Source organism: Paraburkholderia sp. Ac-20342, assembly GCF_017104985.1.
Lineage (GTDB): Bacteria > Pseudomonadota > Gammaproteobacteria > Burkholderiales > Burkholderiaceae > Paraburkholderia.
This window is the reverse complement of the sequence record NZ_JAAGPQ010000039.1, coordinates 46,215-67,291: the sequence shown is the minus strand read 5'-3', so window position 1 is coordinate 67,291 and position 21,077 is coordinate 46,215. Positions and strand designations below refer to the sequence as shown.

Annotated in this window: 14 protein-coding genes; 7 read left to right on the top strand and 7 right to left on the bottom strand. The window is 66.5% G+C overall.

The window, feature by feature from the left end; genetic code table 11:
- Positions 1–86: 86 nt before the first annotated feature.
- Together G3N58_RS18310 and G3N58_RS18305 are read right to left on the bottom strand one after the other, a co-directional pair.
- On the bottom strand, positions 87–977 hold the full coding sequence (locus tag G3N58_RS18310) for a ScpA family protein (protein WP_205999860.1): 891 nt from the start codon (positions 975–977) through the stop codon (positions 87–89).
- A 20-nt stretch (positions 978–997) separates the two neighbouring features.
- Complete coding sequence (locus G3N58_RS18305) at positions 998–1,183, bottom strand: DUF3460 family protein (RefSeq protein ID WP_167036601.1); 186 nt, start codon at positions 1,181–1,183, stop codon at positions 998–1,000.
- 210 nt (positions 1,184–1,393) lie between these two features.
- On the opposite strand from G3N58_RS18305, the gene G3N58_RS18300 reads away from it, so the two are divergent.
- Both G3N58_RS18300 and G3N58_RS18295 read left to right on the top strand, forming a co-directional pair.
- The gene (locus tag G3N58_RS18300; protein WP_205999859.1) at positions 1,394–3,238 is read left to right on the top strand and encodes an autotransporter assembly complex family protein; all 1,845 of its coding nucleotides are present in this window, start codon (positions 1,394–1,396) and stop codon (positions 3,236–3,238) included.
- Between the two features lie 45 nt (positions 3,239–3,283).
- Positions 3,284–7,585 carry a translocation/assembly module TamB domain-containing protein gene (locus G3N58_RS18295; protein ID WP_205999858.1) on the top strand — a complete coding sequence of 1,434 codons (4,302 nt, stop codon included), beginning with the start codon at positions 3,284–3,286 and terminating at the stop codon, positions 7,583–7,585.
- A 262-nt stretch (positions 7,586–7,847) separates the two neighbouring features.
- On the opposite strand, the gene metG is transcribed toward G3N58_RS18295, so the two are convergent.
- Positions 7,848–9,980 (bottom strand): methionine--tRNA ligase, encoded by a 2,133-nt coding sequence (metG, locus tag G3N58_RS18290; RefSeq protein ID WP_167036610.1) that lies wholly within the window; start codon positions 9,978–9,980, stop codon positions 7,848–7,850.
- 481 nt (positions 9,981–10,461) lie between these two features.
- Positions 10,462–11,115, bottom strand: a complete 654-nt coding sequence (locus tag G3N58_RS18285) for an OmpA family protein (protein ID WP_167036613.1) — start codon at positions 11,113–11,115, stop codon at positions 10,462–10,464.
- Positions 11,116–11,514: 399 nt separating this feature from the next.
- Between G3N58_RS18285 and apbC the strand changes: the two genes are divergently transcribed.
- The 5 genes from apbC (at position 11,515) to G3N58_RS18260 (ending at position 17,133) form a co-directional block, all read left to right on the top strand.
- Positions 11,515–12,603: an iron-sulfur cluster carrier protein ApbC gene (gene apbC, locus G3N58_RS18280; protein WP_205999857.1), complete on the top strand. Its 1,089-nt coding sequence runs from the start codon at positions 11,515–11,517 to the stop codon at positions 12,601–12,603.
- A 146-nt stretch (positions 12,604–12,749) separates the two neighbouring features.
- Positions 12,750–13,283, top strand: coding sequence for a superoxide dismutase family protein (locus G3N58_RS18275; protein ID WP_167036619.1), 534 nt, complete (start codon positions 12,750–12,752; stop codon positions 13,281–13,283).
- Between the two features lie 142 nt (positions 13,284–13,425).
- Entirely contained in the window at positions 13,426–13,995 is a 570-nt protein-coding gene (gene dcd / locus G3N58_RS18270) for a dCTP deaminase (RefSeq protein ID WP_008924193.1), read from the top strand.
- An 88-nt stretch (positions 13,996–14,083) separates the two neighbouring features.
- A complete protein-coding gene (locus tag G3N58_RS18265; RefSeq protein ID WP_167036621.1) occupies positions 14,084–16,369 on the top strand; it encodes an arginine/lysine/ornithine decarboxylase in 2,286 nt (761 codons plus the stop codon).
- A gap of 2 nt (positions 16,370–16,371) precedes the next feature.
- Positions 16,372–17,133 carry a lysozyme inhibitor LprI family protein gene (locus G3N58_RS18260; RefSeq protein WP_205999856.1) on the top strand — a complete coding sequence of 254 codons (762 nt, stop codon included), beginning with the start codon at positions 16,372–16,374 and terminating at the stop codon, positions 17,131–17,133.
- A gap of 21 nt (positions 17,134–17,154) precedes the next feature.
- Here the strand turns inward: G3N58_RS18260 and G3N58_RS18255 are convergent, their stop codons facing one another.
- From G3N58_RS18255 to pgl, 3 genes are all read right to left on the bottom strand, one after another.
- Entirely contained in the window at positions 17,155–18,081 is a 927-nt protein-coding gene (locus G3N58_RS18255; protein WP_167036627.1) for a bestrophin family ion channel, read from the bottom strand.
- A gap of 175 nt (positions 18,082–18,256) precedes the next feature.
- On the bottom strand, positions 18,257–20,173 hold the full coding sequence (locus tag G3N58_RS18250; protein ID WP_205999855.1) for a bifunctional transcriptional regulator/glucokinase: 1,917 nt from the start codon (positions 20,171–20,173) through the stop codon (positions 18,257–18,259).
- On the bottom strand, positions 20,151–20,876 hold the full coding sequence (gene pgl / locus G3N58_RS18245; RefSeq protein ID WP_205999854.1) for a 6-phosphogluconolactonase: 726 nt from the start codon (positions 20,874–20,876) through the stop codon (positions 20,151–20,153). Before pgl ends, G3N58_RS18250 begins: the two co-directional genes overlap by 23 nt.
- Between the last annotated feature and the right edge of the window lie 201 nt (positions 20,877–21,077).

Below are 21,077 nucleotides of genomic sequence, written 5' to 3'. Positions count from 1 at the left end.
GCCGGGGGAGCTAGGAGCCGCCGTTGCGCCGGCCCCACCGAAAAACAGCAGGACCGATCGGGCCGCCGCGATCGGCCGGTTCACAATCAGGCCGGCAGATAAGCGAGCCGCACGTAAATCGGCGCGAACGGCTCCGCCTGCGTAATCTCGACGAGCGATTCGCGGCACAGTTCGAGCACGGCGATGAAGTTCACCACCACGACCGGCACACCCCGGCTCGTATCGAACAGGTCGGAGAACTCGATGAAGCGCGTGTTCTGCAACTGCCGCAGGATCAGGCTCATGTGCTCGCGCACCGACAGCTCTTCGCGCGAAATCTTGTGATGCTGGACGAGCTTCGCGCGCTTGATGACGTCGGCCCACGCGGCGCGCAGATCGTCGCTGCTCACGTCCGGGAAGCGCGGCGTGATGCTCTGCTCGATATAGACCTCGGCGCGCAGGAAGTCGCGCCCGAGCTGCGGCAACTGGTCGATGCGCTGCGCGGCGAGCTTCATCTGCTCGTATTCGAGCAGGCGGCGCACGAGTTCGGCGCGCGGGTCCTCGGCGTCCTCGCCGGTGTCGGCCTTCTTGACCGGCAGCAGCATGCGCGATTTGATCTCGATCAGCATCGCGGCCATCAGCAGATACTCGGACGCGAGTTCGAGATTGGTCTTGCGCAACTGCTCGACGTAGCCGAGATATTGCGTGGTGACATCCGCCATCGGGATGTCGAGCACGTTGAAGTTCTGCTTGCGGATCAGGTACAGCAACAGATCCAGCGGTCCCTCGAAGGTCTCGAGGAACACTTCGAGCGCGTCCGGCGGGATGTACAGGTCGTTCGGCAGCTTGAACAGCGGCTCGCCGTACAGACGCGCGAACGCGACGCCGTCGACCGTGTCGGGTGTCGAGTCGGTGGCGGGAGCGGCGAGCGCGGCATCGGCCGGCGGACCGTGCAGCGGCCCATGCAGCGGGCCGTGGGCCTCGTCGGCGTGACTCATCGTCGGCGTGACTGGGGCGCTCAGAAGTTCTGGTAGTACTGGTAGGGTGTCTGCGCGACGCGCGAGGCTTGCTGCTCGGCGCGTTCGTCGAGATCGACCGGCTGTTTGTCCCACAGCAGCGCTCGGCCGCGGCGTTGCTCGGCTTCCAGATTGGGTTTCTGCTGCTTGAGCTGGTTCAGGAACTGGGTGATGTCCGATTGATACATGGCTCGACGTCCGTGATGGGTGAAAGGGCGCGCGTCCGGCAGTGCCGGCGACGCGGCGCCATCGTGGCGGAATTTTACCGCATGCGCCGCGCGCGGTCGAAAAACGCCGCCCCCTCTTTTTGGGATCTCGCCCCCCGCGCCGATGTGGTCAAATAGCAGGCCCGGGCGCGCCGGGAGCAAGCACTGATCAATTCTGGCCGGAGGTCCTGTTTGGCGGTAGGTACGATCGACAAGCCGCGTGGGCGGCGCGGGCGAGAACGGCAGCGGCACGCCGCGCGGCACCGTTCGCCGCCCGTGCGGTGCTGGCTGCGCGCGTGGCTCGCGTTGAGTCTCGTCCTGCTGACGCTCGTGGCCGGCGAGGCCCACGCGGCGCGCGCGAAGCCGAGCTACAAGGTCGACGTCGTCGCCGAGCCGCGCGCGCTGCGCCGGCTGCTCGAACAGCACCTCGACATCGCCCGTTTCGCGAAGCGGCCCGACATCAGCGAAGACCAGTTCTCGTTTCTGATTACCGCCACGCCGCAGCAGGTGCGCGATCTCGCCGCGACCCAGGGCTACTTCTCGCCGGTCGTCAGCACCGACGTGCGCACCGTCGACGACGTGCGGCACGTCACCGTGCGGGTCGAGGCGGGCCCGCAGACCCTCGTCAGCTCGGTCGACCTGTCGTTTCGCGGCGCGGTCGTGACCGAGGACACGGCGCAGGAAAACGCCACCCGCTTCGCGTTCTCGCTGCACGAAGGCCAGCCGTTTTCGCAGAGCGACTGGGACGACGCGAAGAACGCCTCGCTGCGCGAGTTGCAATCGCGCCGCTATCTTGCCGCGAAGATCTACCACTCCGAGGCGCTCGTCGATCCGCGCACGCACACGGCGAAGCTGTCGGTAACTTACGACAGCGGCCCGACCTTCACGATGGGCGCGATTGACGTGCAGGGCACGCGGCGCTATCCCGAGCGCATCGTCCACAACGTCAATCCGATTTCGCCGGGCCAGGTCTACGACACGCGCAGCGTCGCCGAACTGCAGCGGCAATTGCAGAACACGCCGTACTTCGCGAGCGTCGCGATCGATCTCGACAACGACCCGGCCAAGCCGCTCAACACGCCGGTGCACGTGAAAGTGTCGGAGTTTCCGTATCACAGCTTTCGCGGCGGCGTCGGCTATTCGACCGACAACGGTCCGCTCGTGCAGGGTGCGTACACCTATCTGAACACGTTCGGCAAGGCGTGGCCGTTCACGGTCGAGGGGCGCGCCGACCAGACCCAGCAGTACGGCCAGATTCAACTGTCGATGCCGCCGGGCCCGCGCGCGTGGACCAATAGCGTGCTCGCCTCGTACACGACCACCGACGTCTCCGACACGCGCATCTACAGCATTCGCGGCGGCGTGCAGCGCTCGCGCACCTCGCAATTCCTCGACTACAGCTACTCGCTGCTGTTCTACGACGACCGGCTCGACCAGAACGCGGCGCCGCCGACCACCGCGCACGCGCTCGTGCCGGCGTGGTCGTGGACCCGGCGCAATACCGACGACCCGCTGTTCCCGCGCAGCGGCAACCTGATCCACGCCGAGGCGGGCTTCGCGGTCAAGGGCCTGCTGGCCGACCAGACCTTCATTCGCGGCTACGCGCGCGGCCAGCAGTATCTGCCGATCGGCCATGACGACATCGTGCTGATTCGCGCCGAACTCGGCGGCGTGTTCACGAGCGGCAGTTCGAGCGGCATTCCGGCATCGCTGCTGTTCCGCGCAGGCGGCTCGAACTCGGTGCGCGGCTACGGCTTCCAGAGCATCGGCAACGACGTCGCCGGCTCGATCCTGCCGACCAAATATCTCGTGACGGGCGCGGCCGAATATCAGCACTGGTTCTCGCACGACTGGGGCGCGGCCGCATTCTTCGACATCGGCACCGCCACCGACACCTGGGGCGAGAAAGTCTTCTATCCGGGTGTCGGCGTCGGCGCGCGCTGGCGCAGCCCGGTCGGTCCGGTCAACGTCGATCTCGCGTACGGCATCCGCAACAGAAGCGTGCGGCCTTACCTGACGCTCGGCATCGCCTTCTGACGCGCCGATGCCAACCCGCCATCCCATCCGCCAACTTATTCACGCATGACCACGGACGTCACCGACCCGACCCCCGCACAGCCGCCCGGCGCCACGCCGCCAGCGGAGCCGCCGGGGCAGCCGCCCGAAACGCCGCCGTCGAAGCGGCGCTGGGGCCGGCTGCTGCTCAGAACGGTCGCGGGCACGGTGGCCGTGCTGGTGCTGCTCGTCGCGCTCGCGGCCGGCCTGCTGTACGGCGCGCTTACGACCGAACGCGGCACCGCGTACGCATGGCACGCGGCGCTCAGGCTATTGGGCGGCCAGCTCGGCGGCACGCTCGACGGCGGTACGCTCGCAAGCGGCGTGCAACTGCGCGACGTTCACTGGCGCAGCCTCGACGGCAGCGGCACCGACATCCGGATCGACCGCGTCGCGGGCCGCTGGGCGCTGGCGCGCACGCCGTGGCGCTTCACGATCGACTATCTGCACGTCGGCACGATCGAGACGTGGCTGGGCGCCTCGTCGTCGAGCAGCAGCGAGCCGATGAAGCTGCCGCGCGATCTGCGCCTGCCGATGCCGCTCGAAATCCGCGACGTGCAGGTCGAGCGTTTACTGCTGCACCAGGGCACTTCGACGACGGAGTTGTCGCACTTCGCGTTTCATGGGCGCAGCGATGGACGCCACCACGAGGCCTCGATCGATCGGCTCGATACGCCGTTCGGCGCGCTGACGGCGTCGGCGAAACTGGACGGCGTGCAGCCGTTTCCGCTGACCGGCGAGGTCGGCTATTCGGGCAAGGTCCGCGACGAGGCGGTGCAGGTCGGCGGGCATCTGAGCGGCACGCTCGAACAGCTCGTCGCCGAACTCGATGCGAGCGGCATGAAGTTGACCGGTCACGCGCGGGTCGAGGCCGCGCCGTTCGACGCGGTGCCGCTGCAGCGCGCGACGCTGAGCTTCGATCACGTGAATCCGCAAGCTTTTGCGCCTGGCGCGCCGCTGGCCGATCTGGCCGTGCGCGCGGAGTTGCAGCCGGTGGGGCAGGGCGGCGAGGCCAGGGTGCCGGCGGGTGCCAGCGGGGCTGCTACTACCGCGGCTGCTTCTACAGGAGCAGGGGCTGCGAACGCGGCGAGTGGCGCGACCGCGGGCTTTGCCGTCGCGGGTCACCTGTCGATCGTCAACGCGAAACCCGGCGCGATCGACCAGAACCTGCTGCCGCTCATCGACGCGAACACCGACGTGCGGCTCGACGCCCGGACGCAAAGCATCTCGAACCTGAACGTGCGGCTCGTGCGCGACGCGACGGTCACGGGCGGCGGCACGCTGAGCGACCGGCACGGCCAGATCGACCTGCGCGTCGCGCGGCTCGATCTGAACGCATTGCAGGCGACGGTGCGGCCCACGCAACTGGGCGGCACGATCGGCATCCGCCTGAACGACGATATCCAGAGCCTCACGCTCGATCTCGCCGACCCGGCCGCTGCGCTGCGCGCCCAGGGCAAGGTCACGTTCGACCCGGCGCGGATCAGCTTCAACGACGTGCGCGTGACGTCGGGCCGCGGCCGTATCGATCTGTCCGGCGCGCTCAAGCACGACGCGAATTCCACCTACAACCTGAAAGCGCAACTGACCGACTTCGACCCGCTGTCGTTGACTTCGCAGATGCCGTCGCGTACGCCGGTCACGCCGCCGGCCGCTTCATCAGTGGCGTCGGCGGCCGCGCCGGCTGCGGGGACCACCCGAACCGCCGGCGCGAAAAGCGCGGCCCAAGGCGATCAGGCCGCCGCCGTGGCGAAGAACACCGCCCAGGCGGCGGTGCGCAGCGAGGTGCTGGAGCGCAAGACGCCGCCCGCGCATCGTGCAACCCCCGCGCCACGTACGGCAGCGCCCGCGCGCCGGATCGAGGCGCGCGTGAACGGCACGCTCAGCGCAACCGGCGTGCTCGCGCCGGTCTTCACGACGCGCGCCGAATTCAAGCTCGGGCCGAGCGTCTACGACGACTTGCCGCTCACGGGCAGCGGCACGATCCAGCTGGCCGGTACGCGGATTCTGCCGAGCCGCGCGACGCTATCGGTGGCGGGCAACCAGGTCGATCTGCAAGGCAGCTTCGGCGCGCCGGGCGACCGGCTGCGTTTTCGCCTCGACGCGCCGCAGCTCGAACGGCTCGGTTTCGGCATCGCGGGCGCGGTCGCCGCCGACGGCGACGTGACCGGCTCGCTCGCGCATCCGAACGTCACGCTGAACTACAAGGCCGACGGCTTCGTGTTCGCGAGCAACCGGGTCGGTCATGCGGAAGGCCATGCCGAATTGCGCGACGGCGCGAACGGCGCGCTCGCGTTCACGACCGACGCGCGCAACGTGAGCGCAGGCGGCGTCGATCTGAACACGTTGACGGCGCGTCTCTCGGGCACGCGCGCCAATCACACGTTGGAGGCTGCGGCCATCGGCAAGATGCAGGACCATCCGCTCGATCTGACGCTTGCTGCCAACGGCAAGCTGACCGATACCCGCGACGGCACGCGCTGGGACGGCACGGTCACGCGTTTGCAGAATCGCGGCATGCCGTCGCTCAATCTCGATGCGCCGCTCGCGGTCGGCGCGGGGCCGGGCCGGCTCACGCTCGGCGCCACGCATCTGACGATCGAAGGCGCGGTGCTGAGCCTCAAATCGTTCGCCTTCGATCACGGCCGCATCCAGTCGGCGGGCAATCTGACCGGCGTGTCGCTCGCCCGTCTGCAGGACCTGCGCCGCGAAATCACCGGCGAGCCGCCGGCCGTCAGAACCGATCTCGTGTTCGACGGCGACTGGGACTTCTCGCTCGGCACGACGGCGAGCGGCCATATCGAACTGCGGCGGCGCAGCGGCGACGTGACGGTCGAAATCGGCCGCGGGCTGGCCTCGATGGGGATTGGCGAGGTTCGCGCGCGCGCCGAATTCACGGGCGGCAATCGCCTCAACGCGACCGTGCATGCGCAAGCGAGCCGGGTCGGCGTGATCGATGCCGATGCGCACACGCTGCTCGTGATGCGCGATGGCCTGTTGAGTGTCGATCCGCAGGGCGCGTTGTCGGGCAACGTCAATGTCGACGTGCCGTCGCTGCGCACCACGGGCGGCCTGCTCGGTCCGAGCTATCTGCTCGACGGGCACCTCGCGCTCAAGCTCGCGCTCGGCGGCGCGGTCGCGAAGCCGAGCGTGACGGGCTCGCTCGTCGGCGACGGATTGTCCGCGACCGTGGTCAGCCAGGGTGTGCAACTGAAGGACGGCGTGGTGCGCATCGCGCTGTCGCAGAACATGGTGGATTTCCAGCAGGTCGAGTTTCATGGCTCGAGCGGCACGTTGCGCGCGACCGGCCGCATTCGCCTCGACGGCGCCGAGCCCGATCTGACCGCGAGCATCGTCGCCGACAAGCTCGATGTGTTCGCGTCGCCCGATCGTCATCTGTCGTTGTCGGGCAGCGCGGCCATCGCGAACGGCGGGACCGAGCGCGGGCTCGCTATCGACGGCAAGTTCGTCGTCGACAGCGCGCTGTTCGATATGCCCGAGCAGGCCGCGCCGAGCCTTGGCGACGACGTCGTGATCATCCGCCCGGACGGCACGCGCTCGGGCGGCCAGCCGCGTCCGAGCGAAGGCGGCGAGCAGCGGGTCAGCCCGTTCTCGCCGCGCGCCAATATCCAGATCGGTCTCGGCAACAACTTCCGCTTCCGCGGCCAGGGCGCCGATCTCGGCCTCGCCGGCACGATCACCGCGACGAGTGCGCCGAACATGCCGCTGCGCGCGGTCGGCAACGTGCGCGTGACACCGGGTTCGACCTATACCGCGTTCGGCCGCAAGCTCGCGATCGAGAACGGCTTCTTCACGTTCAACGGTCCGGTCACGAATCCGGGCATCAACATTCTCGCGATGCGCCGCAACCAGCAGGTCGAGGCCGGCGTACAGGTGACGGGCACGCTGCAATTGCCGGTCGCGCGGCTCGTGTCGGAGCCGAGCGTGCCCGATAACGAAAAGCTCTCGTGGCTGCTGTTCGGCCACGGCACCGACCAGGGCAACAACCTCGGCCAGCAGAGCACGATGACGACGGCGCTTGCGCTGCTCGGCAGCGCGACCGGCAAGCGGATTGCGCAGACGGTCGGGCTCGACGAATTTTCGATCGGCCGCAGCGACGTCGGCCTGACCGATCCGCAGGTCGTGATGGTGTCGAAGGCGATCAACGAGTGGCTCGTGATCGGCTACGAGCAGGGGTTGCAGTCGGCGAGCAACGCGGTCAAGGCGACCATCAACCTGTCGCGCTACTGGTCGTTCGTGGTGTACGGCGGCACGTTCTATGGGGCCGACGTGCTGTATACGCGGCGGTTCGACCGGATCAAGTGGTGAGGGTGGCGGTGGGGCGGGCGGGTGACGTGACGCCGTTGCAGGGCGCTACGACTACACACGGTTGCGTTTGCTGTTCGGCACGGCTGTTTCCGCTGGCTTAAGCGCGGAGATTGGCTGCAAACAGTCAGCGCAAACGCCCGTGCTGTCGCTGCCGCCGCGCCGTCGTGTCATCGCGTTATCGTGCCGCCGCAAAAGAAAACGGCACGCTTCAGGCGTGCCGTTTTCCCACGATTGCCGCACAGCGCCCGAACGGCGCCGCGCCTTACTTCACGCGCATGCCCGGCTTCGCGCCGCTATGCGGTTCGAGTACGTAGAGCCCCGGCTCGGCCTTCTCGTCCGTTGCCGATGCCGCGAGCACCATGCCTTCGGACAGGCCGAACTTCATCTTGCGCGGCGCGAGATTGGCGACCATCACGGTCAGCTTGCCGATCAGCTGCTCCGGCTGATACGCCGACTTGATGCCCGAGAACACGTTGCGGGTCTTCTCTTCGCCGACGTCGAGCGTCAGTTGCAGCAGCTTGTCCGAGCCTTCCACGGCCTTGCAGTCGACGATTTTCGCGATGCGCAGATCGACCTTCGCGAAGTCGTCGATCGAGATGATGCCGGGCTCTTCTTCCTTTGCGGCAGGAGCCTTCGCGGTTTTCTTCGAGGTGCCCTTCGCGTCGGCCGAGGCCGCTTCCGGCGTGGCTTGCAGCGACTCGCGGTTGGCCGCGAGCAGTGCTTCGATCTGCTTCGGATCGACGCGCGTCATCAGATGCTTGTAGGCGTTGATCGGCTGCGCCGAGCTGAGCGGCACGCCGGCGTCGGCCCACTTGAGCGGCTCGATGCCGAGGAACGCCTCGACCGCTTCGGCGAGCTTCGGCAGCACCGGCTTCAGCGCCAGCGACAGCAGACGGAACGCCTCGATGCTGACGCTGCAGGTCTCGTGCAGCGCGACCGCGTTCGCCGGGTCTTTCGCCTGATCCCACGGCTTCGCGGTGTCGACGTAGGCGTTGACCGTGTCGGCCAGCTCCATCGTTTGACGCAGCGCGCGGTTGTACTCGCGCGCTTCGTAGTTTGCGGCGATCTGCGGAATCGCCTCGCGCAGCGTGGCGAGCAGCGGATGATGCATCGCGCTGTCCTGCACGCGGCCGTCGAAGCGCTTGATGAGGAAGCCGGCCGCGCGGCTCGCGATGTTCACGTACTTGCCGACCAGATCGCTGTTCACGCGCGCCTGGAAGTCGTCGAGGTTCAGGTCGAGGTCTTCCATCGTGCTGTTGAGCTTGGCGGCGAAGTAGTAGCGCAGCCATTCGGGGTTCAGCCCCGTGTCGATCACGCTCTGCGCCGTGATGAAGGTGCCGCGCGACTTCGACATCTTCGCGCCGTCGACGGTCAGGAAGCCGTGCGCGAACACGTTGGTCGGCGTGCGATGGCCAGAGAATTCGAGCATGGCCGGCCAGAACAGCGTGTGGAAATAGAGGATGTCCTTGCCGATGAAGTGGTACTGCTCGGCCTTCGAACCCTTGCGCACCCACGCGTCGAAGTCGAGGCCGCGCTTTTCGGCGAGGTTTTTGAAGCTCGCGTAGTAGCCGACCGGCGCGTCGAGCCATACGTAGAAGTACTTGCCGGGCGCGCCGGGAATCTCGAAGCCGAAGTACGGCGCGTCGCGCGAGATGTCCCAGTCGGCGAGCTTGGCTTCGCCGGCGTCGCCGAGCCATTCGCGCATCTTGTTGGTCGCTTCCGGCTGGGCCAAACCACCGACCCATGCGCGCAGGAAGTTTTCGCAGCGCGGATCGGACAGGCGGAAGAAGTAGTGCGTCGAGGTCTTGCGCACCGGCGTCGCGCCCGAGACGACCGAGTACGGATTGACGAGCTCGGTGGGCTGGTAGGTCGAGCCGCAGACTTCGCAGCTGTCGCCGTACTGGTCTTTCGCGCCGCATTTCGGGCATTCGCCCTTGATGAAGCGGTCCGGCAGGAACATTTCCTTGACCGGGTCATATGCCTGTTCGATCTCGCGCGCCTCGATCAGACCCGCTTCCTTGAGCGCGAGGTAGACGTTCTCGCTGAGCACGCGGTTCTCTTCGGAATCGGTCGAGTAGTAGTTGTCGAACGAAATGCCGAAGCTGTCGAAGTCGCGCTTGTGTTCCTGCCAGACGCGGTCGATCAACTGTTTAGGCGTCAGCCCTTCCTTTTCCGCGCGCAGCATGACCGGCGTGCCGTGCGTGTCGTCGGCGCCCACGTAGTAGACCTCGTGGCCGTGCATTCGCAGCGTCCGGACCCAGATGTCCGTCTGGATATATTCGACCAGGTGGCCGATATGAATCTGCCCGTTCGCATACGGAAGGGCCGACGTGACGAGAATCTGGCGATGGCCGGACGGCGCGCCTGCGGTGAGATCGGTGGCGGGGGCTGACATAAGGATCTTGGGTGCCTGCGGTGGGACGAAACGGCAATTCTAGCAGGGCGGGCGCGTCACGCGGCACGGGCGGGACCGGCCGGCAGAGCCGCTGTCACGGGGACGGCGAGGGCATTGGACGAGCGGGGGATCAGGGGCAAGGCAGGGGCGGAAGCACGGCTGACCACATCAAAACCGCGCGCCCAAAAAAAACCGGGGTGATTAACCCCGGAGCAACAACGACAAGAGGAGAATGGTGCCGCGGCGGCTTCGCCAGCCACGTACCGTAAAGAGAGACCACGGTTTTTCGGCAGAGTTCGAAATTTTTTTAACCATCTTTCAAATTCCTTGGATGCCGGCAATTGATGCGAACCCGAGCCGAAATCGTCTTCGGAACGGATCAAAATCGCCGTACCTCCATGCCGGTCTTCCCGATGGCGCCCGAACCGGGGCGGGCGGCAACGCCCGGCCCCTGGCTCGCTCATTCTCCTGAAGCGCGTCCTTATTGCGGAGCGTGCTGAGCCGTCGCGCGCAGATAGATTTCCACGCGGCGGTTCGCGGCGCGGCCCGCTTCCGTGTTGTTGTCGGCGATCGGCTGGCTCGCGCCCATGCCGCTTGCGGAGAGGCGCTGCGGCGCGATGCCGCGTTGCGCCAGGTAGCCCGTCACGCTTTGCGCACGGTTGACCGACAGCGTCTGGTTATATTGCGCCGAGCCGGTGCTGTCGGTATGGCCGACCACCTGGGCGATGATTTCCGGGTTCTGCTGCATCGTCTGCGTGAGCTGGTCGAGCACCGGTGCAAACGACGGCTTGATCGCGTAGCTGCTCGTGTCGAACGTGACCGAGCTCGGGATGTTCAGCTTGAGCGAGCCGTCCGGCTGCTCGGTGATCTGCGTGCCGGTGCCCTTGGTGGCGCCCGACATGCGGTTGCGGATCGCTTCCCAGTTGTAGCCGGTGATGCCGCCGACCGCCGCGCCGGCGGCCGCGCCGATCGCCGCACCCTTGCCGCCGCCGAAGATCGCGCCGAGCGCGGCGCCCGTGCCGGCGCCGACGCCGGTGCCGACTGCCGTATTCGTGCCCTGTTGGGTGGCACAGCCTGCCAGCAGGGAGCCAGCAACTGCGAAGACAGCCATGCGAGTCATGATTTTTGCATTCATTTTCAAATCCCCTTGAGTGAAGCGAGTGAACCAGCGGGTACGGTTGATCCAGCCAAACTATCGAGCCGACGTGACGGCGGTCGTACGGTACAGCGGACTACTCGAAAAACTGCGCGAAACAGCACGAAACGGTGAAATTCGGGTGAAATCCGGGATGAAATCCGGCGCCTGTCTTCGCCGCCGGTCCGACAGCGAAGAAGGGTCTTCGGGCAACGCCTGCCACCAGACACTACAATGATGCCTGAAACACGCGGTGATGCGACCCCATGGCGTCCCGCCTGCGCAAGCGTGCATGGCACGTCTGATTTTCGCAATGCCGTATAACAATTTTTTTCAAATTCTGGCGCGCGGCCGCGACTTCGTTGCCGCCGTGCCCCATGTGTTTCCCACGGAGTGCCAATGAGTATCGATCGGGCTTTGGTGGACGCCGCCCTCGCGGCCGTCACTGACCCTAACACCGGCTTGCCGTACGCGGCCGCAAAAAATGTTCGCAACGTGGTCGTGGCAGGCGACACGGTCAGCCTCGAGGTGGTGCTCGGCTATCCGGCGCAAAGCCAGTTCGAGACGATTCGCCGGCAGTTCGCCGACGCGCTGCGCGCGGTGCCGGGCGTGGCGAACGCGCGCGTCGAGGTGTCCCAGCAGATCGCCGCGCATACGGTGCAGCGCGGCGTGAAACTGTTGCCCAACGTCAAGAACATCGTGGCGGTCGCCTCGGGCAAGGGCGGCGTGGGCAAGAGCACGACCGCCGTGAACCTCGCGCTCGCGCTCGCGAGCGAGGGCGCCTCGGTCGGCATTCTCGACGCCGATATCTACGGCCCGTCGCTGCCGACCATGCTCGGTATCGAGGGCCGCCCCGAGTCGCCCGACGACAAATCGATGAACCCGATGACGGGCCACGGCGTGCAGGCCAACTCGATCGGCTTCCTGATCGAGGCCGACAATCCGATGGTGTGGCGCGGTCCGATGGCGACCTCGGCGCTCGAACAGCTGCTGCGCCAGACCAACTGGCACGATCTCGACTACCTGATCGTCGACATGCCGCCCGGCACCGGCGACATCCAGCTGACGCTCGCGCAGCGCGTGCCGGTGACGGGCGCGGTGATCGTCACGACGCCGCAGGATATCGCGCTGCTCGACGCGAAGAAGGGCCTCAAGATGTTCGAGAAGGTCGGCATTCCGATCCTCGGCATCGTCGAGAACATGGGCCTGCATATCTGCTCGAACTGCGGCCACGAGGAGCACATCTTCGGCGCGGGCGGCGGCGAGCGCATGGGCAAGGAGTACGGCGTCGACGTGCTCGGCAGCCTGCCGCTCGACATCACGATCCGCGAGCAGGCCGACTCGGGCACGCCGACGGTCGTGGCCGATCCGCACGGGCGCATCGCGGAGATCTATCGCGCGATCGCGCGCAAGGTCGCGATCCACATCGCCGAGCGCGCGCGCGATATGACCTCGAAGTTTCCGAACATCGTCGTGCAGAACACCTGAGGGCGCGACCCGCGAAAAACACGCGGGTCGCCGTTCGGGCAAGGGTCCGGGGCGTCTGTTTATGCGTGCTCTCGCGGTATCATGTCGGCTTCACAAGTTCGGCTCGGCGGCCGCAGGGGCGGCCGCCAGGCCGGCAAGAGGATCGCATGGGAAAACGAATCGACGGGCAGGCGGTGCGTGCATTTATCGTTCTGACTGCCTGCTGCGTATTGCTGAGCGGCTGCGGCGTGTTCCTGAGACCGCAGGAGAAGCGCGCCGACGCGCAGCTGCTGCCCACCGTGGGCAATCAGGCGCACGGCCTCGTGACGTTTATCGAGCGCTCGGACGGCGTCCAGGTCACCTACAATCTCGCGGGCTTGCCGCCCAATAGCGACCACGCGCTGCAGGTCCACGAGCGCGGCGACTGCAATGCCGCCGACGGCTCGAGCGCGGGCCAGGTGTTTTCGCCGGCGGCCGAGCGGCTCAAGATGGGCGCGCGCGTCGAGGGCGACCTCGGCAACATCCACGCGGATGCGAACGGCGTAGCCACCGGCTTCATCGTCGCGCCGGACGTCTCGCTCGACGGCATCCGCTCGGTGCTGCAACGCGCGGTCGTACTGCATCGCGATGCGACCGATCCTTATGCGTATCCGCAGCACGGCGCCGGCGTCGCGCTGGCCTGCGGCGTGATTCGCCCGTAGCCGGCCGTGGTGGCCGGCGGCGGCATCGCCGTGATCGCGTAAAATATGCGCCTTTCGCAGCGGGCTGGGCACCTGGCGCCGGCCCGCTGTTTTTCACCCACCTTTCGTTACACCTGACATTCACGTCGAGCAGCGTTCACCTATGACCATCAAATCCGACAAGTGGATCCGGCGCATGGCCGAGTCGCACAAGATGATCGAGCCGTTTGCGCCCGATCAGGTCCGCGTCTCCGAAGACGGCCGGAAGATTGTCAGCTACGGCACCTCGAGCTACGGCTACGACATCCGCTGCGCCGACGAATTCAAGATCTTCACCAACATCAATTCGACGATCGTCGATCCGAAGAACTTCGACGAGAAATCGTTTGTCGATTTCAAGGGCGATGTCTGCATCATTCCGCCGAATTCGTTCGCGCTCGCGCGCACGGTCGAGTATTTCCGCATCCCGCGCAGCGTGCTGACCGTGTGTCTCGGCAAATCCACCTACGCGCGCTGCGGGATCATCGTCAACGTGACGCCGTTCGAGCCGGAATGGGAAGGGCATGTCACGCTCGAATTCTCGAATACGACACCTTTGCCTGCGAAAATCTACGCGAACGAAGGCGTCGCCCAGGTGCTGTTTTTCGAAAGCGACGAAATTTGTGAAACGTCGTACGCGGATCGCGGCGGCAAATATCAAGGTCAGCACGGCGTCACGTTGCCGAAAACGTGACCCCGGCAGCGTCTTGACCCATCAGCTATGCGGGTGACCGCTGCACTTGCCAGGTAAGTCAGCGGTCGTTCTTTTTGGAGAATCGCCCATGAAGTTCCGTTTTCCCGTCGTCATCATCGACGAAGATTTCCGCTCCGAGAACATCTCGGGTTCCGGCATCCGGGCGCTGGCCGAAGCCATCGAGAAAGAAGGCGCGGAAGTGCTCGGGTTGACGAGCTATGGCGACCTGACCTCGTTCGCGCAGCAGTCGAGCCGCGCCTCGTGCTTCATCCTCTCGATCGACGACGACGAACTGCTGCCGTACGTCGACAACGTGGTGGTCGAAGGCGAGACGCCGGAACTGGCCGCCGCGATCGTCGCGCTGCGCGCGTTCGTGACCGAAGTGCGCCGCCGCAACGCCGACATTCCGATCTTCCTGTACGGCGAGACGCGCACCTCGCGCCATCTGCCCAACGACATCCTGCGCGAACTGCACGGCTTCATTCACATGTTCGAGGACACGCCGGAGTTCGTCGCGCGCCATATCATCCGCGAGACGAAGGTGTATCTCGACTCGCTCGCGCCGCCGTTCTTCAAGGAACTGGTGCAGTACGCGGAAGAGGGGTCGTACTCGTGGCACTGCCCCGGCCACTCGGGCGGCGTCGCGTTCCTGAAGAGCCCGCTCGGCCAGATGTTCCACCAGTTCTTCGGCGAGAACATGCTGCGCGCCGACGTCTGCAACGCGGTCGACGAACTCGGCCAGCTGCTCGACCATACCGGTCCGGTGGCGGCCTCGGAGCGCAACGCCGCGCGCATCTTCAGCGCCGACCACGTGTTCTTCGTGACCAACGGCACCTCGACCTCGAACAAGATCGTCTGGCACGGCACGGTCGCGCCCGGCGACATCGTGCTGGTCGACCGCAACTGCCACAAGTCGATCCTGCACGCGATCACGATGACGGGCGCGATTCCGGTGTTCCTCACGCCGACGCGCAATAACTTCGGCATCATCGGGCCGATTCCGCGCAGCGAGTTCGAGCCGGAGAACATCCGCAAGAAGATCGAGGCGAACCCGTTCGCGCGCGAAGCACTCGCGAAGAACCCGAACCTGAAGCCGCGCATCCTGACGATCACGCAAAGCACCTACGACGGCGTGATCTACAACGTCGAAATGATCAAGGAGATGCTGGGCGAATGGCTCGACACGCTGCACTTCGACGAGGCCTGGCTGCCGCACGCCGAATTCCACGAGTTCTACCAGGACATGCACGCGATCGGCGCGGGCCGTCCGCGCATCGGCGCGATGGTGTACGCGACGCACTCCACGCACAAGCTGCTCGCCGGCATCTCACAGGCCTCGCAGATCGTCGTGCAGGATTCGAAGAACAGCCGCTTCGACAAGCATCGCTTCAATGAAGCGTATCTGATGCACACGTCGACGAGCCCGCAGTACGCGATCATCGCCTCGTGCGACGTGGCCGCCGCGATGATGGAAGCGCCGGGCGGCACTGCGCTCGTCGAGGAGTCGATTGCCGAAGCGCTCGACTTCCGCCGCGCGATGACCAAGGTCGACGCCGAATACGGCGACGACTGGTTCTTCAAGGTCTGGGGCCCGGAACAGTTCGCCGAGGAAGGCATCGGCTCGCGCGACGACTGGATGCTGCGCCCGAACGACGCATGGCACGGCTTCGGCCCGCTCGCCGAAGGCTTCAACATGCTCGACCCGATCAAGGCGACCATCGTCACGCCGGGTCTCGACATGGACGGCGGCTTCGGCGAAACCGGCATTCCGGCCGCGATCGTCACGAAGTACCTGGCCGAGCACGGCATCATCGTCGAGAAGACGGGGCTGTACTCGTTCTTCATCATGTTCACGATCGGCATCACGAAGGGCCGCTGGAACTCGATGGTCACCGAACTCCAGCAGTTCAAGGACGACTACGACAACAACCAGCCGCTGTGGCGCGTGCTGCCCGAGTTCGTCCAGCATCACCCGATGTACGAGCGCGTCGGCCTGCGCGATCTGTGCCAGCAGATCCACAGCGTCTATCGCGCGAACGACATCGCGCGCCTGACGACCGAGATGTACCTGTCGAGCATGGAGCCGGCGATGAAGCCGTCCGACGCGTTCGCGAAGCTCGCGCACCGCGAGATCGACCGGGTGCCGATCGACGAACTCGAAGGCCGCGTCACCTCGATCCTGTTGACGCCGTATCCGCCGGGCATTCCGCTGCTGATCCCGGGCGAGCGCTTCAACCGGACCATCGTCAACTACCTGCGCTTCGCGCGCGAGTTCAACGAGCGCTTCCCGGGCTTCCATACGGACATCCACGGGCTCGTCGGCGAAATGATCAACGGACGCATCGAATACTTCGTCGATTGCGTGCGCGTTTGACGATGCAGTGGGTGAAGTTCCTCGCGAGTAGCGATGGCTGGCGGCGCGTCTCGGGCGCGCTGGCCGTCGCGGGTTCGGTGGCGGCGGCGGTAGCCGGGCCGGTTGCGGTGGCGGTGCTCGGCGGCGCGTGGAGTCCGGTCGCGCATGCCGAAGTCGCCGCCGCCGATCCGATCGACGCGTCGATGCGCGCGTGTCTCGCGCGCGCCGACATGTCGACGACGGTCGGCCAGGTGCAGTGCATGGACAATGCGCGCATCGGCTGGAAGGCCGCGGTCGATAGCGCCTACCAGCAGTTGCTCGACAAGCTGCCGGCCGCGCGGCGCAGGCTATGGCAAAAGAGTCAGTCGAGCTGGCTCGCCTCGCGCGACGCCGAGAAGCAGTTGCTCGCCGCGGTATTCGCGACGACGCAGGGCTCGATGTACGTGCTCGCCGAAGCCGACATGCAGTTGCAGCCGGTGCGCGACCGCGCGCTCGTGCTGCGGGGCGCGCTCGCCAACGTGAGCGGGGCGCAGCCGCGCCGTCCGCGCGCGTGCAATGCCGATGCCCGCTGCGAACACGCGATGTTCGATCTGAACCGCTACTACCGTTTGCTCAATTCGCGGATGCCGGCATCATCGCGGCCCACGCTCGTGCGCGCGCAACGCGCGTGGAGCGCGTATCTCACGGCGTCGACGCCGCTCGTCGACGAGCGCGGGCGCATCGACATCATTGGCGCGCGCGTGGCGACGATCAAGCGCCTCTCCGAAACGGTCGGCAACGACTGAGCGCCGCACGCGGCACCCGCCTCAATCGAGCTGATAAGTTTCGGCGCGCGGCCGTGGCGGCGCGAGCGGCGGCTCGCCGCGCAGATCGCGCATCGCGTCCTCGATGACCGCCGACATCGTATTGAGCGCGAGGTCGTTGTCGTCAGTGCCGAACGGCTCTTCGAGCTGCGCGGCAATCGCTTCGTGCGCCATGAACGTATAGGCGACGAACACCGCGAACACCGGCGTGAAGATGCCGATACTGTCGACGAGCCCGAACGGCAGCGACGCGCAGAAGAAATACACGGTACGGTGAATCATCACCGAATAGGCGAACGGCAGCGGCGTGGACGCGATGCGCTCGCAGCCGCCGATCACATCCGACAGCCCGTTCAGATTGCGGTCGAACGCGAGCACCGCCAGCGGATCGAGCGCGCCCGCGCGGGCCTCGCGCTGCACCCATTCGCCGAGGCACAGCATCAGCGTGGCCGGTTTGTAGCGCGATGCGATCACGCGCTCGAACAGCGCGGCGGGCAGCCGCGCGGCAAGGTCTTCACGCGGATCGCTGCCGCGCAACTGATGGCGCAGCGCATGCGGCAGCGCGCTCAGCAGCGCGAGAAATTCGTCGACGTCCTGTTGCGGCAACTCGCGGTTGGGCAGCGTCAGCGCTTCGCGCGTCAGCGAGCGCGACTCGTTCAGCAACTGGCCCCACAGCTTGCGCGCTTCCCACCAGCGGTCATAGCTCGCGTTGTTGCGAAAGCCGAGAAACACCGCGAGCGCGATGCCGACCAGCGAAAACGGCGCGGTCGTGTTGAGGTTCAGGCTGACGGGCAGCAGATGATCGTGCGCGGCGAGCGCGACGATCGAAATGCAGAAGATCAGGGCGAGCCGCGGCAGCAACTGCGGCAACACCGAGCCGCGCCACGCGAGCAGCATGCGGAACCAATGGAGATGCGGGCGGATGATCATCGGACTGGGCGGACGGCGCCGGGCGGGAAAGCCCCTATTATCGAACGCTTTGTGCCGCGCCCGAAGCGCCGCACGCAGAAGAAAACCCGCACGGCGCACATCGGATTCGATGCGTGCCGCGCGGGTTCATCGAGCGCAAGCGCAGAACGCCTGGCAGATTCAGCGCCGGGCGGATTCAGTCGCGCGCCGACGGAGCCGCGCCGTGGCTGAGCCAGTCGAGCACGGCCGTTGCGTCGTCGTCGGCGCCTTCGCGCGCCTTCTCGACCGTCTCGGTCACGTCGTCGCTCGGCACCGCGCGGCGGATCGCCACGCCGACCGCCAGAATGTCGATCATCACGAGATGCAGGATGCGCGAGATCATCGACAGCTGCGACTCGCGAATCTCGATGTGATCGGTTTCCAGCGCGACGGTCGCGCGCTTGGCGAGCGGCGTATTGCTCGAGGTGATCGCGATCACCTTCGCGCCGGCCTGCATCGCCACGTCGAGCACGCGCAGCAGTTCGGGCGCGCGCCCCGACTTCGACACGGCCACGATCACGTCGCCCTTGCCGAGCAGCGCGGCCGAGGCCGCCTGCATGTACAGGTCGCCGTAAGCGATCGTCGGGATGCCGAAGCGGAAGAACTTGTAGTGCGCGTCCTGCGCGACGATGTTCGAATTGCCGAGCCCGTAGAACTCGATGCGCCGCGCGCCGTTCAGCAGGTCGATCGCACGCTCCACATGCTCGAAGTTCAGATGTTCGCGCAACTGCAGGATCGCCGAGACGGTGTTGTCGAGCACCTTCGCGCCGAAGTCGGTGGCGGTGTCGCCGAGATGCACCTGGCTGTGGCTGACGGGGATCGTGCCGGTCAGGCCGGTCGCGAGCTTGAGTTTGAAATCCGACAGGCCCTGGCAGCCGAGCGAGCGGCAGAAGCGGATCACGGTCGGCTGGCTTACGTCGGCCTTGCGCGCGATGTCGACGATCGGATCGTTGATGATCGAGCGCGGATGGTTCAGCGCGAGGTCGGCGACGCGGCGCTCGGCCGGCGTCAGCGCGTCGCGCATCTGGCGAATCCGCTCGAACACGGCCGACGAACTGCCGCCCGCGCGGTTCGACAGCTGCTCCGCGAGAATCGCCGAGACGCCGAGAAACGCCGGATATTCGGCGGTAATCACATAGGTCGGCACGTTCTGCAAGTACGCCTCGAAGCGGCCCTTCGCCTCGAAGCGCTTGCGGAACGACGAGCGCGCGAAGAATTCGCCGAGGCGCGGCACGACGCCGCCGCCGATGTAGATGCCGCCCAGCGCGCCGAGCGTCACCGCGATATTGCCGGCGAAGGTGCCGAGAATGCCGCAGAACACGTCGACCGATTCGGCCGCGAGCGGCTCGCCTTCGAGCGCGCGCTTGACGATCTCGATCGTGTCGACGTTGGCCGCCACGCGTTTCTTGTCGCGGCCCGCGAGCGCACGGTAGATCACCTCGATGCCCGGACCCGCGGCCACGCGTTCGAACGACACGTGCGACCACTTCTTGCGCGCATAGTGCAGCACGATATCTTCACGCTCGTCGGCGGGCGCGAAGGTGGCGTGGCCGCCTTCGCTGCCGAGTGCGATCCAGCGGTCGTCGGCGGGAATCAGGCCCGACACGCCCATGCCGGTGCCGGGGCCGAGCAGGCCGATCACGCTGTTCGGCCGGCGCTGGCCGCCGCCCACCTGCACGCGCTGCGCGTCGGTGAGGCCCGGCAGCGCCATCGCGAGCGCGGTGAAGTCGTTGACGACGAGCAGCGTGTCGAAGCCGAGCGCGCGGCGTGTCGCTTCGATCGAAAAGGTCCAGTCGTGATTGGTCATGCTCACCTGGTCGCCGTCGACCGGGTTCGCAATGGCGATCGCCGCGTGATTGACGCGGCCGATCTTCGTGTCCTTCAGATACTTCTTGATGACCTCGGCGATGCCTGGATACTCCGCGCACGGATAGACCTGCACCGAGCCGATTTCGCCGGGGCCCGTCTCGAGCGCGAAACGCGCGTTGGTGCCGCCGATGTCGGCCAGCAGCCTCGGTCCGTCGGCGTGCTGGCCCGCGCCCGGCACAGCTTTAGTTTGCACACCAGTAGACATCGAGTCTCACTCCCTTGTCGTTTGCCAGTTGCGAGATGGCATTTTTTTGTAGCGCGGCGGTGGCGGCATTGAGCACGTCCATCTTGCGCGGTCCTGCGATCAGCAAAAACAGCTGCTTCACTTCCTTGAGCGCCGACATCGACCAGCTCACGCGCGCATGCGGCGCCGCGCCCGGATGCACGGCCACGAAGCGCTCGGCGGTGGTGATCGCGTGATCCCATTCGGGCGCGTCGGCGAAGATCGACGCGGTGTGGCCGTCCTCGCCCATGCCGAGCACCGCGACGTCGGGCACCGCGGCAAAGCGCGGGTCCGCGTTCAGCGCCGCGACGTGCGCGTGCAGATCCTGGGTGGTGTCGACGAGCGGCCAGAACGTCGCGTCTTTGGCGGCGTTCCGCAGCAGCGTGGCATGCGCGAATTGCGCGTTGCTCGCGCTGTCGGTTTCCGGCACCCAGCGGTCGTCGACCAGCGTGACCGCGATGCGCGCCCAGTCGAACGCTTGCGTGGACAGCGTTTGCAGGAACGGCCGCGGACTGCTGCCGCCCGACACGGCCAGCATGGCGGGACGCGCGGGGCGCACGAGCGGGGCCGGCGTGCCGGTGGCGGCCGCCTGTGCGGCAAGCGACGCATGCAACGCATCGCCGACCGCTTGCGCCAGCGCCTCGGATTGGGCGCGCTGGTCGTCGAAAGCGTGAAGCTCGATCACTTCTCCTCCGTGCAGCTTTTTGTTGGGTCTGCGGCAACGCGCCGTCTGCCCTCGTGCGATACCTGCAAGGCGAGGTGGCCTGCAGCGTGTTCGCGCGAGTCCGGTGCGTTGCCGTTCAGTTCGTCAGTGGGTTTTTTGCCTGCGCCGCGCGGTGTTGCCCTCGAACCGGTGCGGCGCCTTCCCTCAATCTCAATGCAGTAC